Genomic DNA, 16,151 nt, shown 5'->3' with positions numbered 1-16,151 from the left:
TTGAGGATGTCCTAGTCAGGCTCTTTTCTTAAACTTTGTTGACATTAAAATACCTTGCTTCAGGGTGTGCAAACACCATTGCTGAAACGGATGCCTCCGGTTCCATCATACAGCCATCCGTTAAGTGGATTCCAATCTGTTCAGGCTGGATTAATTTAAATAATTTCTGCTGGTCTTCTAAATTAGGGCAGGCAGGATATCCAAACGAGAATCGCTGCCCCTGGTAATGAGCAGCAAAACGATCCTGCATGCTGAAGTCGAGTGGATCAGGAAAGCCCCAGCGGTCGCGCATCTGGCGGTGAATTAATTCGGCAAAGCCTTCAGCCGTCTCCAAGGCGAGTGCTTGAAGTGCATGGCTTTCCAAAAAACGGCCTTCTCTTTTAAATTCTTCTGCCTTTTCCCGAATCCCTCTTCCGGCAGTTACGGTAAAGAACCCAACGTAGTCCTTAATACCGCTTTCTACCGGCTTTAAGAAGTCTGCCAAGCATAGAAACGGAGCAGATTCCTGGCGAGGAAACTCAAATACGTCTATTATATTTTCCTGATTTTGCGGATCGTAAATGATAACCTTATTGCCTTCAGATTGCGTCGGGAAGAATTGATAAACAGCGGCTGGCGATATCCACTCATTTTTTCCGGCTTCAGAAAGCAATTCATCGATGACTCCCTTTACTTTCATTGCCTTTTCGTCCTTCTCCGCAAGTAAATTAGAGATTTTGCCTTTAACACCGAGATGGTGGCCAATCAGCATTTGCATATTGATATACGGTTCAATATGCGAGAGGGAATAGGCCTTTAAAATATGTCTCTTTGTATCCTTAGGAATAAACACCGGAGCTTCTGCTGAAACTGTTTTTTTGGGCTTTACCGCCACGGAAACGGAAGTGCGGACTGGAAAATCAGCCGGAATATCCCTTGAAGCTATTTTTTTACTTTTTTCATCTAAAAGCTTTTGGTACTCATCGGGTGAATTTAACTGGTTGGCAAGTGATAATCCTGTCATGGCATCCTTTGCATAGAGGACAAGGCCGTCATAGTCCTTTGCGATTCTTGTATCCGTAAACTTCCTGGAAAGGGCAGCACCTCCTACTAATATAGGGAGTGTAATTCCAGCTTCCTTCATATCCTGGCCGTCAGCACCATTTGCTGGGCTGATTTGACGAGCAAGCCTGATAATCCGACCATATCCGGTTTCTCCCGGTGAATCGCCTGGACCAACTCGGTAGGGGAAACCTTAATTCCAAGGTCGATTACCTGATAGCCGTTATTGCTAAGAATGATGTCGACAAGATTTTTTCCGATGTCATGAACATCGCCTTTCACAGTTGCTAAAATTACCTTCCCTTTGGAAGCAGAAACATTCCCCTTTTCCATATGGGGCTCCAAATGGGAAACAGATGCTTTCATTACCTCGGCACTCTGTAAAACCTCGGCGACAATTAGCTGATTGTCGTTAAATAACCGGCCGACCTCTTTCATTCCATCCATCAATGGCCCATTTATGATATCCAGCGGGGCAGGGTAGGTATCGAGTGCGATGTCTAAATCTGCTATCAAACCTTCCTTTGTGCCCTCAACCACATAATAGGAAAGGCGCTCTTCCAGGCTCATATCAGGGATGGTCTTCCTTGTTTCTTTCTTTTTATCCCGATAAAAGTCAGTAAATTGGGCTAATGATTCATCTGTTGTTTCAAAAAGAAGCTTTTCAGCCATTTGGACCTCTTCTTTTGAAATCGAGGCAAACCGTTCCAGTTTCTCTGTGTTGACAATCGCGTAGTCAAGGCCGGCTAAAGTACAATGGTAAAGAAAGGCAGAGTTCAATATTTCTCTCCCCACTGGAGGAAGGCCAAAGGACACATTGCTGATTCCAAGAATCGTTTGTGTCTCCGGGAAACGCTCTTTAATAAGCTTAATTCCTTCGACCGTCGCTTTTGCAGAACCAATATATTGTTCATCACCTGTTCCAACCGGGAATACGAGCGGATCAAAAATTAGATCCTGCGGATTGAGTCCGTATTTTTGAACTAACAGTTTAAACGAACGGGCAGCAATTTCCAATTTCCTTTCCGCCGTAACGCCCATACCGTCTTCATCAATAGTACCGACGACGACAGCAGCCCCATACCGGTGAATCAGCGGAACGATTGCTTCAAACCTTTCCTCGCCATCTTCTAGATTGATTGAATTAATGATTGCTTTTCCTTGTGAATATTTAAGTGCCTTTTCAATAACTTTTTCATCGGTTGAATCAATGACAAGGGGAACCTTTACTTTTTTTACGACTTCCTTAATAAAGTTTTCCATATCTGTAAGCTCGTCACGGTCCGGGTCGGCAAGACAGATATCAATCACGTGTGCGCCGCCTTTCACTTGGGCTCTGGCTATTTCAGAGGCTTCCTCAAATTTGCCCTCCGTGATCAATCTTTTGAATTTTCTCGAGCCGATGACGTTTGTCCGCTCACCAACCATAATAGGCCTTAGTGTCGGATCATCGTAAATAAATGGTTCGATGCCTGATACCATATGAACAGAAGAAGGAGCAGCCTTTCTGGGCTCTATTTTCTCCATTGCCTCAGTAATTGCCTTAATATGTTCAGGCGTAGTTCCGCAGCACCCACCTACAATATTAAGCCATCCATGCTCTGCAAAATCAGCAAGCTTTCTTGCAAGGGTTTCTGGTGTCTCGTGATAGTTCCCATCCTCATCCGGGAGTCCGGCGTTAGGATAACAACTGACAGCACATGATGCCAAACTGGCCAGGGAACGGACGTGATCCTGCATGAATTCAGGACCTGTTGCACAGTTCAGGCCGACAGCAATGGGATTCATATGCTCAACGGAAATATAAAAGGACTCAATCGATTGTCCTGCCAGAGTCGTGCCCATTGGTTCGATTGTTCCTGAAACGATAAGAGGTACAGACTTACCAGTTTTTTCAAAAGCATTTTGAATGCCAACATATCCGGCTTTTACGTTTAGCATATCCTGGCTCGTTTCGAGAAGGAGGAGATCAACGCCTCCATCAATCAGCCCGATTGCCTGCTCCTCGTAGGCAGCAGCGAGGCGATCAAAGGTCGTGCCGCCAGTGACGCTTAAAGTTTTTGTTGTCGGGCCCATCGATCCTGCCACATAGCGAGGCCTATCGGGGGTGGAGGCGATTTGGGCTTCCCTGCCTGCAATCAGTGCGGCTATTTTATTAATTTCATATGCTTTGTAGCCAAGCCCGTATTCATCCAGTACAATGCTGGTTGCTCCAAATGTATTCGTTTCAATAATATCAGCCCCAGCCTCCAAATACTCTTTATGGATAGCGGAAATGACGGACGGTGCTGTTAAATTTAAATGTTCATTGCAGCCTTCGTATTCTTCACCACCAAAATCCGCTGCAGTAAGGCTGGCTCTTTGGAGCATCGTGCCCATTGCACCGTCCATGATGAGAATCCGTTTTTTTATTTGATCAACTAATGGTGCTTTTGACATAGCTGTCCCTCCTGGATTCGATTGCACGCTGTCGGGCATATGAGGCTAATTCGGCTGTCAGCTCATAGCGCAAAAATGGTGTAATTAAATAAATTCCATTGAATAATTCAAGTGCGGCATCTATTAATGATTTTGTGATGGCGATTCCTTCGCGTATGGCTTTTTCGGGCTGATCGTGCGCTGCCATTCTCGCACGAATCGGTTCGGAAATCTTGATGCCGGGTACTTCATTATGCAGGAATTCAGCATTCTTGCTGCTTAACAATGGCATTAAGCCAATAAATATAGGCGCATTAAGGTGCTTAGTCTGTTGATGGATTTCAATTAATTTTTGTTCTGAAAAAACAGGCTGGGAAATAAAATAATCAGCCCCAAACTCAACCTTCTTTTCAAGGCGTTTAACAGCTTTGTCGAGCTGTCGGACATTCGGGTTAAAAGCTGCCGCAATGCTGAAGGCAGTCTTTTGACCAAGATCCTTTCCTGAAATGGACAAGCCCTTGTTCAACTGATTGATCATCTGAATCAGTTCAAAAGAAGACATATCGTAAACGGATGAGGCTCCGGGGAAATCTCCGACTCGGGCAGGATCACCTGTTATTGCCAGCACATCATTTAATCCTAAGGTGTGCAGTCCCATCAAATGAGATTGCAGACCAATGATATTGCGGTCCCTGCATGAAATATGGATGAGTGGACGCAGATTCAGCTTATTTTTAACCAGATAACCTAGGGATTCATTTGAGATTCGGGCAGAAGCAAGTGAATTATCAGCGAGTGTGATGGCGTCGATTCCGGCTTCCTTCAGTGCTTTTGCTCCTGCAAAAAACTTTGTTGTATCAAGCTTCCTTGGCGGATCGAGCTCGACAATCACCGAGTCTCTTGCTTGAACGATATCCTGCAACGGCGGATATTCCCGTTCGGAAGGAGTAGGAGCTTCTGTAATTCTGTTTGTTATTGCTTTTACTTTCTTCTCTGTTACAGGGACACTGTTTTTGAGCTCGAAAGCAAATGCCCTTATGTGTTCTGGTGTTGTTCCGCAACATCCTCCAAGCAGGCGGACCCCCTCCTTGCGAAAGGCCTGGGCTGATTGTTTAAAATAATCGGCATCACCCTCGTAATGGAATTTACCATCCATATAGGCTGGGAGGCTTGCGTTAGGATAGGCAGATAAAAATGCGTGTTTTGGCAATTCAATTTGTTCCAGGGTCATCAGCATATGATGAGGTCCGAGCCGGCAATTAAGCCCAATGACGTCCGCCCCGAGATTTTCAAGGCGATTCAATGCTTGATTGATAGGAGTCTGGTCCTGCATGATGCCGGTCTCCTGGAGAGACACTTGGGCGATTATGGGCAAATGGGTCTCTTTTCTGGCAATAGTCAGCACTGTTTCAAGCTCCGGCAAATCGTAATAGGTTTCAAGGAGTATTCCATCGACTCCCTCCAGAAGCAGGCAATATAATTGTTCGCGAAAGCTTCGTTTTATTTCCTCGATTGCGATGGAATTTGGCTTTATTCCACGGTTTCCGCCAATCGTGCCAACTACATATGCCTGATTCCCTGCTGCCTTTTTAGCGTTTCGGACAGCTGCGCTGTTAATCTCCTTTACTGAATCCTCAAGGCCATAGCGCTGCAGCTTCAAATAGCTGGCCGCATAGGAATTCGTTTGGATTAAATCCGCCCCGGCACCGATATATGCTTTATGGATGTTTACGATTTGCTCTGGATGTGAAAGGTTTAGTTCTTCAAAACAACAATCCGTTCCATATGAATATAAAAGGGTGCCCATTGCTCCATCGGCAATTAATATTTGTTCGTTTAATTTTTCCAGGATCCCCATGTTCTCCCCCCTCGTGTTCAACGTATTTAAGACCTTCTGCTATATGAAAAGAAGGTATTTACCCTTATAAAAACAAAAAAGCCTTCTATAAGAAGAAGACTTTGGTCAGCGGAAATGCTGGTCATTCCTCTTATCTCCCAAGTTAAAAAGTTAACTTGCTGGATTTAGCACCTTTTCAATCGCTTGAAGCCATTGATGGTTGCTGAGGCGTCTTAGGCCATTCCCTCAACCTCTCTTGATAAGAAACATAATATTTAGACTTTTTATAAAACTTACTATAGGTTAGTAATACCTGTCAATCATTTTAAAAAATTAGTTGTTTCTTCATACTTTAGCTGTAGACCCTTTCAGCCTTTTTTCTAAGGCTTCACATTTTAAAAAGAGTTATAATAGGAAAAAAAGACTGAATTTTCGGGAGGAAAAGCAGTGGAGGAAGAAACACGTTTGTCGAGGCTGAAAATCTTAAAGGATATAGCCGAATTATTGAATAAAGGAACGGATACGCGAGCAGTTCTTTCCGAAGTTTTAAAAAATCTCTTGAATGTGACTGGATTGCAGACAGGGTGGATTTTTTTAGTTGATCAAACTGGAGGCTATCAATTGGCTGCCCATGAAAATCTGCCTCCTGCCCTGACGCTCAATCAATGTGCACCGATGTGCTCTGGTGAGTGCTGGTGCCTCGACCGTTATCTCGATGGACGACTTGATAAAGCAACCAACATCATTGAATGCAAACGGCTTGAGGATGCGGTTGATTTTCATTGGGGAGAAACCTATGGGCTTACCCACCATGCCACAGTCCCGCTTAAAGCGGCGGAGGAAAACTTTGGATTGCTTAATATTGGATCACCTAATAAAACGCATTTTAATAAAGAGGAGCTTGCCTTATTAGAATCTGTTGCCCTCCAAATCGGAACGGCCATAAAACGAATCAATCTGACACAGCGGGAGCAGGATCTTGCACTGACTGCGGAGCGGAACCGGCTTGCTCGCGATCTTCATGACTCCGTAAACCAGCTGTTATTTTCGCTCAGTTTAACGGCAAGAGGGGGAAAAGAAAGGTCGGAGGATCCTGAAGTGAAGGAAACATTTTCTTATATCCAGGACATGGCCCAGGAAGCTTTGAATGAAATGAGGGCATTGATTTGGCAGCTGCGTCCGCGCGGCTTGGAAAATGGGTTGGTAAGCGCATTAAAAAGCTATGGTGAAATGCTTGGGCTCAAGATGGATATTAAAGTCAAAGGCGTCATTAACCTTCCGGGAAGCGTGGAAGAAGCGATATGGCGAATTGGCCAGGAAGCCCTCGGTAATTGCAAAAAGCATTCCAGCCAGGAGGCTGTAACCATGTATTTTACCGCAAAAGAGCAGGAAGTCATAATGGATATTAATGATGAGGGCTGCGGTTTTTTTTACGATGAAGAGAAGGAACTTCCATCATTGGGACTAAGAAGCATGAAGGACAGAACAGAAGCTTTAAAAGGCCATTTTTCGTTAAAAAGCGAGCCTGGTAAGGGAACGAAAATAAGGATTAGCATTCCAGTTTAGGGGGAGAGAGTGTGAGTATTCGGTTATTGATCGCAGATGATCACCACGTTGTAAGAAGAGGATTGATATTTTTTCTAAAAACACAGCAGGAGATCGAAATTGTCGGAGAAGCAAAAAACGGCCAGGAAGCGGTCAAATTAGCGGAGGAATTAAAGCCAGACGTTATTCTGATGGACCTGGTCATGCCTGTTATGGATGGTATTGAGGCAACAAGGCAAATCAAACAACATAATCCTGCGGTAAAAATCATGATGCTGACAAGCTTTTCAGACCATGACCATGTTATTCCGGCGATTGAAGCAGGTGCTTCGGGCTACCAGCTGAAGGATGTGGAACCGGACGAATTGGTACGTGCCATCAAACAGCTGTTGAGCGGGGAAAACCAGCTCCATCCAAAGGCGACTACGCATTTGCTGACGCATTTGAATAATAAAAATAAAGAAGAAAAGCCCGCTAGATGAGCTGACAAATCGTGAAAGGGATGTCCTTAGAGAAATAGCGAACGGAAAAAGCAATAAAGAGATTGCTTCCTCTCTTTTCATCACGGAAAAAACGGTAAAGACTCATGTTTCAAATGTTTTAGCGAAGCTGAACTTGTCTGACCGGACCCAGGCTGCTTTATTTGCGGTTCGCCATGGTGTTAAAGAAAAATAATGGCACTATCCATCTCATACTAAAGTCGTAGAGGAGTTACCGTTTTACCGGTCTAATCGTGTAGTGAAAAATCAAGCCTTCTGCCGATTTATGAATAACTGAAACTCCTTATACTGTAAATATAAAACAAAACGGATTTCCTGCCAGGCAAAAAGGTTCGGCAGATGATAAGGAGATAAAAACGATGAATATTGTAATTGTGAATGGAAGCGCTAGAGTTAAAGGGAGAACAGGTATTGTATCAAGGCATATCCAAAGAAAGTATGGAGTTGAATTAATCGATCTTAGCCAATTAAACCTGCCAATTTATAATGGTGAAGAAGAACAATACGGTTTGGCCGAAGTAAAACACCTCGTAGAGATGATAAGTAACGCAGACGGCATCATTCTTGCATCACCAGAGTATCACAGTGGGATGAGCGGAGCATTGAAGAACGCCCTCGATTTCTTAGGGAGCAAGCAATTCTCCCATAAGCCGGTTGCTCTGTTGGCTGCTGCGGGCGGGGGAAAGGGAGGTATCAATGCCCTAAATAATATGAGAGTGGTGGCAAGGGGACTTTACGCAAATGTGATTCCGAGACAGCTTGTCATGGATCCTAATTGCTTTGATTATGAGAAGGATGGGCTGCTTGCTGATGCGGATGTGCTGGCGAAGCAATTGGTGGACGAACTCCGTATGTATGTAAAGATCCACGCATCTATAATGGAGAAATGAAAATGAAGGGTCTATATAAGGACCGTCGTTTTCATTTCATCCTTTCGGCTAATATCCTTTCTTCAATAGGGTCAGGAATCACAATGATCGCTGTTCCCTGGCTCCTCGTTTCTCGGGTGCATGGAGGCAGTTTATTTGGTTATATTACCATTTTAATGACTGCGGTTAATTTTTTTATCACACCGTTGATCGGGCATTTAATTGATCGGTATTCCAGGAAGAAAATATTGCTTATCGGAGAAATAATCGGTTTTTTCATTGTATTGTTATTCGCTGTCCAGGGAATTTTAGGGATCAAATTCCAGGTTTGGCATTATATCGTATTATATGGAAGCGGCAGCTTTTATTACAATCTTTTCTATCCTGCCATATTTGCATTTAATCAGGAGATTTTCGATAAATCTGTGTATAGGCCGTTGAATGGAGCAATGGAAATCCAGGGGCAGCTATCCAGTGTTGCGGCAGGAGCACTTGCGGCAATATTAATGACAAAGGTCGATCTTCACTGGCTGCTTTTGTTTGATGCTTTCACTTATATCAGCGCGTTTCTGCTTTTCTTAAAGATACCTTATCAGCGAAGGGTTCATACAGGACAAAAGATAAAGTTTTGGCTGAAAATTACTGAAGGGTACCGTTATATCCACAGAAAGCCTGCTTTGTTTTTGTATCTTACTGCGTCGCTCATGCCGTTCATCGGTGTCATGGTGACGAATTATGTATTCCCGGTTTATTTAAAGGAGGTCCTCCATGTCAGTGCTTCTATTTATGGGATGCAGAGCATGGTTTATGGAATTGGTGCAGTAGCTGCAGGAGTTGTTGTCCCGATTCTTGCTTTTAAGAGAGGGAATGAATTTTCAATCACTGTTACCATTTTTGTTTATGCTGCCGCCATTTCTGCAGTTATCCTTATTAAATCTATTCCATTATATTTCATATTGACGATTTTGCTGGCTTTTGGAAATGCCGGTACAAGGGTCGCACGAAATGCCTATATGATGGAAAAGGTTCCTAATGATGTAATGGGCCGAGTAGACAGCTTATTCAGGCTGATTGGACTCGGATTGAGGCTTATCCTGCTAAGTGTGTTTACAGGATTAAGCATACAAAATAACATTTCCTTTAGTTTTTATATATTATCCTTTTTGCTTGCTGCTTCGTTTGTCATCATTCTTTTCATTAATAGAATGGACAACAAACAGGCAATAGACATCACAACTACTTAAGAACACGGCTTCCCGTAAAGGGTGCCGTGTTTTTTTAGTGGAATTCTTTGTTCCCGGTTAATTTTAAATGCATTCACAAGTTTTTTCAGGAGAGACTATACATTGGTGTTTCTGGTTGGTTATCTTCAACTGTCCCATTTGCGTGGTCGATGTATCGCAAAAGAGAGTATAAATTTCTTTCAATGACGGTATAGTCATGTTCAAAGTGATAAGCATGAAGGAATTGTTCAATTTTTTTAGATAAAAATTGGTCTGGAGTTCGGACCATTAATATTAACAGATTGTCCCATTGTGAGCGGTGCGTATAATATAACGCCCGATCATAATCCATCTTATTCATTTTTGTCTCCTCCTTATTAGGAGTTGAGATTATTTTATGACATTTACGCCAGAACTACCTAAGAAAATCTTGGACAAGCTGATACAGCGCGTTTTTCAACTTTTACCTGTATAACAATCAGCATTTAAAGGAAGAGGTGAAAGCATTCATGGACAAAATCCTTTTAATTTTTCTTTTGCTTTTTTCAGTCTGTGAAAAGGTATCTGCAGAAACTGTTGAAACTGACGCCCCTTATTCCTATAAAATGCTTGTCACAGATCTAGTCCAGCTGCGCTTGAAATATGGAAATGAAATCAAGATTAAATCTATTGGTATGTCACATCAGGGAAGGAAAATATGGGCGGCCAGGCTTGGGCACGGAAAAAAAAGCATTTTGCTCATCGGTTCCCATCATGGCAGGGAATGGATGACAAGTATGCTGTTAATGAAGATGCTTGAAGATTACGCGGAAGCATATGGCCATTTAAAACTCATTCGCCCATACCCATCTTCTCTATTGGACGAGGTTTCGATCTGGTTTGTCCCGATGCTGAATCCGGACGGAGTAATGATACAGCAGAGCGGACTAAAAGGGGTGCCTGTTACACAGAGAAAGCAAGTGAAAAAAATGAATGAAGGTACAGAAAAGTTTGTAAGATGGAAAGCAAATGGACTGGGAGTTGATCTGAACAGGCAGTATCCTGCAGGCTGGGTAGAGCTCGGGCAAAATCCTTCAAAACCTTCGTACCAATTTTTTAAAGGCAGAAAGCCTCTCGTCTCAAGTGAAACAATCGCACTTATCAATTTCGTTAAGGAAATCAATCCATTATCAGCAGGCGCTTATCATTCTGCCGGCAGGGAAATTTTCTGGGAGTACCATAACGGGAAGAATTATAAACGGGATCGATTGATTGCCGAAAAGATTGCCGGAATGACTGGCTATAATTTAGGAAAGCCTCCGGAGAAAGCAGTTGGCGGCGGATTTACCGACTGGTTTTTATCCGCATATCATCGGCCAGCCTTTACAATTGAAATTAGTTACCTCGTTGGAGAAAGAAATCCGCCTTTGTCTGTATTTAAGGAGGAGTGGAAACGGAACCGATATGTAGGTGTTTTGCTTGCTGATGAAGCACACCGGCTTATGCTACATAATTATAAACAGACGTGGGATATTAACAGAAAAGATTGAATGGAGGTTGTTAATTTGAAAAAGCATCTTGGATTGCTGATTGCCGCTGCAATACTTTTAATGAGCATAGGAACTCAGTCCGCAATGGCACAGAAAACTGATTATGAGAAATACGGAAGAATAGCGATATCGGTCGTTAAAGCGGATTATCCTGAAGCGGAGGTCAGGGAATACGAGTATTTAGGGAGAGAAAAGGTTTCAGATACAGACGTCGTTGACTCCTTTCGTTTTCAGATAAAAGAAAAAGGAAAGATGAGTTATGTCACGATAAAAATCAAGCATAATTTAACCAATAACAAGCTGCTGAATCTTACAGTGGAAACCCCTCAACAATAAGCTGCCATAGGCGTTTATTGTTTTATTTTTTAACTCGTTTCATCATTCCCGCCTGAGTTTCATACATTGTGGTAAGACGCAAAAGGGGGGAATGGCTCGTGAATGCCGAGGAACGGAAAGAGCTTGAATACGCCATTAGTGAAATCACTGAAATTGCCAGTGGTTTTGGGTTAGACTTTTATCCAATGCGTTATGAAATTTGTCCTGCTGATATTATTTATACATTTGGTGCTTACGGAATGCCGACTCGATTTTCACATTGGAGTTTTGGGAAGCAGTTCTATAAAATGAAGCTTCAATATGACTTTGGATTAAGTAAAATATATGAATTAGTTATTAACTCAAACCCTTGCTATGCCTTTCTGCTCGACTCCAACGCTTTAATTCAGAATAAGCTGATTGTCGCCCATGTTCTTGCACATTGTGATTTTTTCAAAAATAATGTCCGTTTTCAAAATACAAAGAGGGATATGGTTGAAAGCATGGCGGCAACGGCTGACCGTATCCGTAAATATGAAATACAGCATGGCAAAAAAGAAGTTGAGACCTTCCTTGACGCGGTATTAGCAATTGATGAGCATATTGATCCTTCCTTAATGAGACCGAAGCTTGCCTGGTCAATGGAGGATGAGGAGGAGGAAGATAATCAGCCTGCTCCGACACCATATGATGATTTATGGAAGCTGGAGGATAGAGGAAAAAAAGAGGATCAGCCTGTAAAGAAAAAGAATTTTCCGCCGCGCCCTGAAAAAGATTTGCTCTTATTTATTGAAACCTACAGCAGGGAGCTCGAGGACTGGCAGCGAGACATTTTAACAATGATGCGTGAAGAAATGCTTTATTTCTGGCCGCAGCTTGAAACGAAAATCATGAACGAAGGCTGGGCTTCGTACTGGCATCAGCGAATCCTTCGTGAAATGGATCTGACCAGCGGTGAAGCTATTGAATTTGCTAAGCTAAATGCGGGAGTTGTGCAGCCTTCCAAGACAGGAATTAATCCGTATTATCTAGGCATAAAAATATTCGAGGATATTGAGGAACGCTTCGATAATCCGACAGAGGAAATGAAGCGAAGAGGAGTAAAACCAGGCTCAGGCCGTGAAAAAATGTTTGAAGTGCGTGAAGTGGAGTCTGATATCTCTTTCCTTCGCAATTACTTGACCAAGGATCTGGTCATGAGGGAGGATATGTATCTTTTCCAAAAACAGGCCGTGATTATAAGGTTGTGGATAAGCAGTGGGAGCATGTCCGAGACCAACTGGTTAATATGCGCGTAAATGGCGGTTTTCCTTATATTACAGTCAACGATGGAGACTATCTGAAAAATGGAGAATTGTATTTGAAGCATTGGTATGAAGGCGTTGAACTCGATGTGAAATATCTTGAAAAAGTACTGCCATATATCCATCAGCTCTGGGGTAGGCCAGCACATATCGAAACAAGGATTGAAGATCGGCCAATGCTGTTTACGTATGATGGAAAGGGAATTCACAGGAAGTATTTATAACCTAAAAAAGGTATCCCAACATTCGTTTGGGATACCTTTTTAATGGAATTTTAACTTATTTGTCTTTCAGCCATAGTATTTGCATTTTTTGTAGCCGGTTTTTTATGCAGCCATTCATAAATGATCGGGATGATAATAAAGCTGTTGATTGTTGATGTTACCATACCTCCAATTACGACAATACCGAGTGTTTGGGAAATGACTGTATCGGCATTATGTGATAAAGCAAGTGGTAACAAAGTAAGGACTGTTGCTGCTGCTGTCATTAATATAGGTCTGATCCTTGAAAGGCTGCCGCTCAAAACAGCTTCTTTAACAGGCATTCCTTCTTTTCGATTTCTTTCGATTTTGTCAATTAACACAATACCGTTTGTTACTACAATACCGGTAAGCATCAATATACCAATTAATGCTGCTAAGTTCCATTCTCCACCAAATAAAACTAAGGCAATAACTACGCCACTTAAAGCAAGCGGAATGCTTAAAAGAACCGCTAGTGGTGATCTCCACCCTTTGAATATAGAAGAAGTTATCAATAATACTAATAAAATTGAAAATGCAACCGCAATGGACATATCGAAAATCATTTGTTTTACTTGTTCAGAAATTCCGCCCAATGAATAGGTTACATCTTTTGGAAGTTTCATGTCGCTTAGAGCTTTGTCTGCTTCATTTGATACCTTACTTATATCGTTGGATGTAATCTGTGCTGTCACAAGAGAGAATGGCTGTCCATCTCTCTCGCTAATGGTTGATGAAGAAGTATCTTTTGAAACAGTTGCTATTTGATCAAAACGAACCTTTTCTCCGTTAATTCCATTTAACGTTTCAGCCGCTAATGAGGCTAAAACTTCATTAGCAGAAGCATTTATCGTAATAGGAGAATTTGTTCCTGATGCAATTTGGTCTAAATATTGATCGACAGGTAGTGCCTTATGGTTAACACTAATTGTTGCATCTTTAGGTGAGGACATATAACGATTAACAACCGTTAGAATGTCAGCAACTTTTATCTCTTTATCTTGGATCGCTTTTTGGTCAAATGTAACTTTGTACTTTGGAGAGCCATTTGTTAAATCCACTTTTCCATCTACACTCAGGTCCGTTATTTTAGACAAAGTTGTTCTTGCTTCTTGAGCTGTTTTATCCAATGTTACTTGGTCTGAACCAGTAAATAGAATGCGCATTTGTGAATCATCACCAGAAATATTCTGGCTTGTTACGGTATAAATCACGTCTTTAGATAATGATGGAAGCTGTTTTTGTAACTCTTGAATAACAGAATCAGCATCCTTGTCATTTTTCAAAACAACGGCAAGGTTGGCGATATTTGGATATGTTATATAGCCTCCTCCCTGGTCAAACACATCATCACTTTGTGGTGTCATGGTAGAACCAAAATTGGATGAATACGCACTGACTTTTGGGTTTGCCTTTAATTTTTTTTCAATTTTTTGTACTTCAGAATCTACTTGAATTAAGGTGCTTCCTTTAGGCAATTCTGCTTTAATAGCAATTTGGCCGATTTTTCCACTAGGTAATAAACTCACTGGAAGGAAAGCAGAATAGATACCTGCACCCACGAAAACCAATATAGAAACAATAATCATTGCTTTTTTGTGTTTAAAAGCAGATTGCAGTACTGGTTTCATTGCATAATCAAGTTTGACGGTTTTCTTTGTTGCATTTCCGCCTTTCCATCCCATGAAAGCAAGAGCAGGGATGACAAGCATCGCTACAAAGAATGAAATAATGAGTGCAATAACTACTGACCAGGCAAATCCGCTATAAGAAGCACTAATGACTCCCCCAACAAAGGCGATTGGAATATAAACAGCAATTGTTGTTAAGGTAGAACCTAATATCGCAGGAATCATTTCAGTAACAGATGATGCAAGTATGGAAAGCAGAGACTTATCTTTCGATTCTTCCCGTTTTCGATACATGTTGTCTAAAATAACAATGGAGTCATCGACAATTCGGCCCATCGCAACAATTAAACCTGAAACAGTTAAAATGTTTAACGTGATTCCCATGGATTTTAAGAAAGCAGTTGTTGCTAATAATGAAATTGGCAATGAAATCGCAATTAATAAAGTCGATCTAACATTTCTGAAAAAGAAGAATACACAAATCATGGAGAATAGGCAGCCAAGTAAACCTTCTCGAACTAATCCGAAAAGTGAGCTGTTTAATTCTTTTTCTCGGTCAAGTAAAATATGGAACGAAACATCCTTTGGATTTACTGTATCCAAGTGAAGATGAGAAACGCGGTCTTTTACTTGTTCTGCCACATCAGTAATATTAGCTGATGGCGTTTTGATTACATTTAATGTGACACTTGGTGCACCGTTTGTTCTAGAAACAGTTTTAAAATCATTTAAAGAATGAGTGATCGTTCCAAATGCGGAAACAGGAATGGCTTTTCCTTCCTTATTCTTAATGGTTGAGTTGTCCATTTGCTGTTGGGTTAATTGCAGCCCATCAAAAGAAACAGGTATAGATAATTGATTGTTTACAATATTCCCCTGCGGCATGGCTGGAAGAGACATAGAAAACGATTTATTAATGTCATCTAATGTCAGGCCATTTTTCATAAGGTCTTTCATTCGAACGGTTAGTACATATCCATCTTTCGCTCCCCCAAACACCGAAACATCCGCTACACCAGGAACTGTTTTTAATTGTCTAACAATTTCTTGTTGAGCAGTCGAACGCAGCGTTGGTTCATCTAATTTTGAGCTTGTTAAGCTATAAGTTAAAATTGGAAAAGAACTGGTTGTTAACCTTGTCACTGAAGGTGTGCTTGTAATCGTTGAAGGAAGGTCTGCATTTGCCAGTGCTTTATTCACCTGGTCTTCTGCTTGTTTCATATCCGCATTCATCGGAAAATACAAGCTCATAAATAAACCGCCATCATAAGACGTGGTTTCAACATTTGATAAACCATCGGTCATTTTGACAGCACTTTCCAAATTATCAGTGACTTGCTGTTTTACCTGAGCAGCTTGATACCCCGGCACTCTCATACTAACCGTTAGGGTAGTATTATTTATGCCAGGCAAGTAATCTCTTTGCATTTGGAATGCAGAAATTCCTCCCCATGCCAAAATAATGACAACGCACACAATCATGAGAATAGCTCTTTGCATGGTTGCCTCTACAATTCGTTTCATCAGTTTACCTCCAATTATTTAATGTAAAAATAATTCTAAGTGCAGATTTGGGATAACTTAACTATATCGACTGAACCTGTACAACCACTGAAAAAAAGATTAACAATTCATTAAAAAGTTAAATCAGCTTATAAATAGTGCTACATTGTAGAATATAAAAAAATTTTCCG

The 16,151-nt window shown here is 41.6% G+C and carries 8 protein-coding genes, 3 pseudogenes and 1 riboswitch; of the genes and pseudogenes, 7 read left to right on the top strand and 4 right to left on the bottom strand.

Annotated features, from left to right (window positions below; genetic code table 11):
• Positions 1-28: 28 nt before the first annotated feature.
• A pseudogene (gene metH / locus RCG23_RS07225) lies at positions 29-3,480 on the bottom strand (methionine synthase).
• On the bottom strand, positions 3,458-5,317 hold the full coding sequence (locus RCG23_RS07220; protein ID WP_308179173.1) for a bifunctional homocysteine S-methyltransferase/methylenetetrahydrofolate reductase: 1,860 nt from the start codon (positions 5,315-5,317) through the stop codon (positions 3,458-3,460). Before RCG23_RS07220 ends, metH begins: the two are co-directional and overlap by 23 nt.
• A gap of 127 nt (positions 5,318-5,444) precedes the next feature.
• Positions 5,445-5,562: riboswitch (SAM riboswitch) on the bottom strand.
• Positions 5,563-5,743: 181 nt separating this feature from the next.
• On the opposite strand from RCG23_RS07220, the gene RCG23_RS07215 reads away from it, so the two are divergent.
• The 4 genes and pseudogenes from RCG23_RS07215 (at position 5,744) to RCG23_RS07200 (ending at position 9,454) form a co-directional block, all read left to right on the top strand.
• Entirely contained in the window at positions 5,744-6,862 is a 1,119-nt protein-coding gene (locus RCG23_RS07215) for a GAF domain-containing sensor histidine kinase (protein WP_308179172.1), read from the top strand.
• Between the two features lie 11 nt (positions 6,863-6,873).
• A pseudogene (locus RCG23_RS07210) lies at positions 6,874-7,516 on the top strand (response regulator).
• Between the two features lie 184 nt (positions 7,517-7,700).
• Positions 7,701-8,231: an NADPH-dependent FMN reductase gene (locus tag RCG23_RS07205; protein WP_308179171.1), complete on the top strand. Its 531-nt coding sequence runs from the start codon at positions 7,701-7,703 to the stop codon at positions 8,229-8,231.
• Positions 8,232-8,233: 2 nt separating this feature from the next.
• Positions 8,234-9,454 (top strand): MFS transporter, encoded by a 1,221-nt coding sequence (locus tag RCG23_RS07200; protein WP_308179170.1) that lies wholly within the window; start codon positions 8,234-8,236, stop codon positions 9,452-9,454.
• 85 nt (positions 9,455-9,539) lie between these two features.
• Here RCG23_RS07200 and RCG23_RS07195 read toward each other — a convergent pair whose 3' ends face one another.
• The gene (locus RCG23_RS07195) at positions 9,540-9,794 is read right to left on the bottom strand and encodes a YhdB family protein (RefSeq protein WP_308179169.1); all 255 of its coding nucleotides are present in this window, start codon (positions 9,792-9,794) and stop codon (positions 9,540-9,542) included.
• A 148-nt stretch (positions 9,795-9,942) separates the two neighbouring features.
• Between RCG23_RS07195 and RCG23_RS07190 the strand changes: the two genes are divergently transcribed.
• The 3 genes and pseudogenes from RCG23_RS07190 (at position 9,943) to RCG23_RS07180 (ending at position 12,805) form a co-directional block, all read left to right on the top strand.
• The gene (locus RCG23_RS07190) at positions 9,943-10,962 is read left to right on the top strand and encodes a M14 family zinc carboxypeptidase (RefSeq protein ID WP_308179168.1); all 1,020 of its coding nucleotides are present in this window, start codon (positions 9,943-9,945) and stop codon (positions 10,960-10,962) included.
• Positions 10,963-10,977: 15 nt separating this feature from the next.
• Positions 10,978-11,298: a DUF3889 domain-containing protein gene (locus tag RCG23_RS07185; protein WP_308179167.1), complete on the top strand. Its 321-nt coding sequence runs from the start codon at positions 10,978-10,980 to the stop codon at positions 11,296-11,298.
• Positions 11,299-11,396: 98 nt separating this feature from the next.
• Positions 11,397-12,805, top strand: a pseudogene (locus RCG23_RS07180) (SpoVR family protein).
• Between the two features lie 50 nt (positions 12,806-12,855).
• On the opposite strand, the gene RCG23_RS07175 reads toward RCG23_RS07180, so the two are convergent.
• Positions 12,856-15,981, bottom strand: coding sequence for an efflux RND transporter permease subunit (locus RCG23_RS07175; RefSeq protein WP_308179166.1), 3,126 nt, complete (start codon positions 15,979-15,981; stop codon positions 12,856-12,858).
• Positions 15,982-16,151 lie beyond the last annotated feature (170 nt).

It is taken from the genome of Neobacillus sp. PS3-34, from assembly GCF_030915465.1.
Taxonomy (GTDB): domain Bacteria; phylum Bacillota; class Bacilli; order Bacillales; family Cytobacillaceae; genus Neobacillus_A.
The sequence above is the reverse complement of the archived record's forward strand: the minus strand, read 5'-3'. Positions and strand labels throughout refer to the sequence as shown.

Bases quoted from the DNA above. Each gene is read 5' to 3' on its own strand.
- RCG23_RS07175 (WP_308179166.1), bottom strand. From the start codon at position 15,981: ATGAAACGAATTGTAGAGGCAACCATGCAAAGAGCTATTCTCATGATT.
- RCG23_RS07195 (WP_308179169.1), bottom strand. From the start codon at position 9,794: ATGAATAAGATGGATTATGATCGGGCGTTATATTATACGCACCGCTCA.
- RCG23_RS07190 (WP_308179168.1), top strand. From the start codon at position 9,943: ATGGACAAAATCCTTTTAATTTTTCTTTTGCTTTTTTCAGTCTGTGAA.
- RCG23_RS07200 (WP_308179170.1), top strand. From the start codon at position 8,234: ATGAAGGGTCTATATAAGGACCGTCGTTTTCATTTCATCCTTTCGGCT.
- RCG23_RS07205 (WP_308179171.1), top strand. From the start codon at position 7,701: ATGAATATTGTAATTGTGAATGGAAGCGCTAGAGTTAAAGGGAGAACA.
- RCG23_RS07220 (WP_308179173.1), bottom strand. From the start codon at position 5,317: ATGGGGATCCTGGAAAAATTAAACGAACAAATATTAATTGCCGATGGA.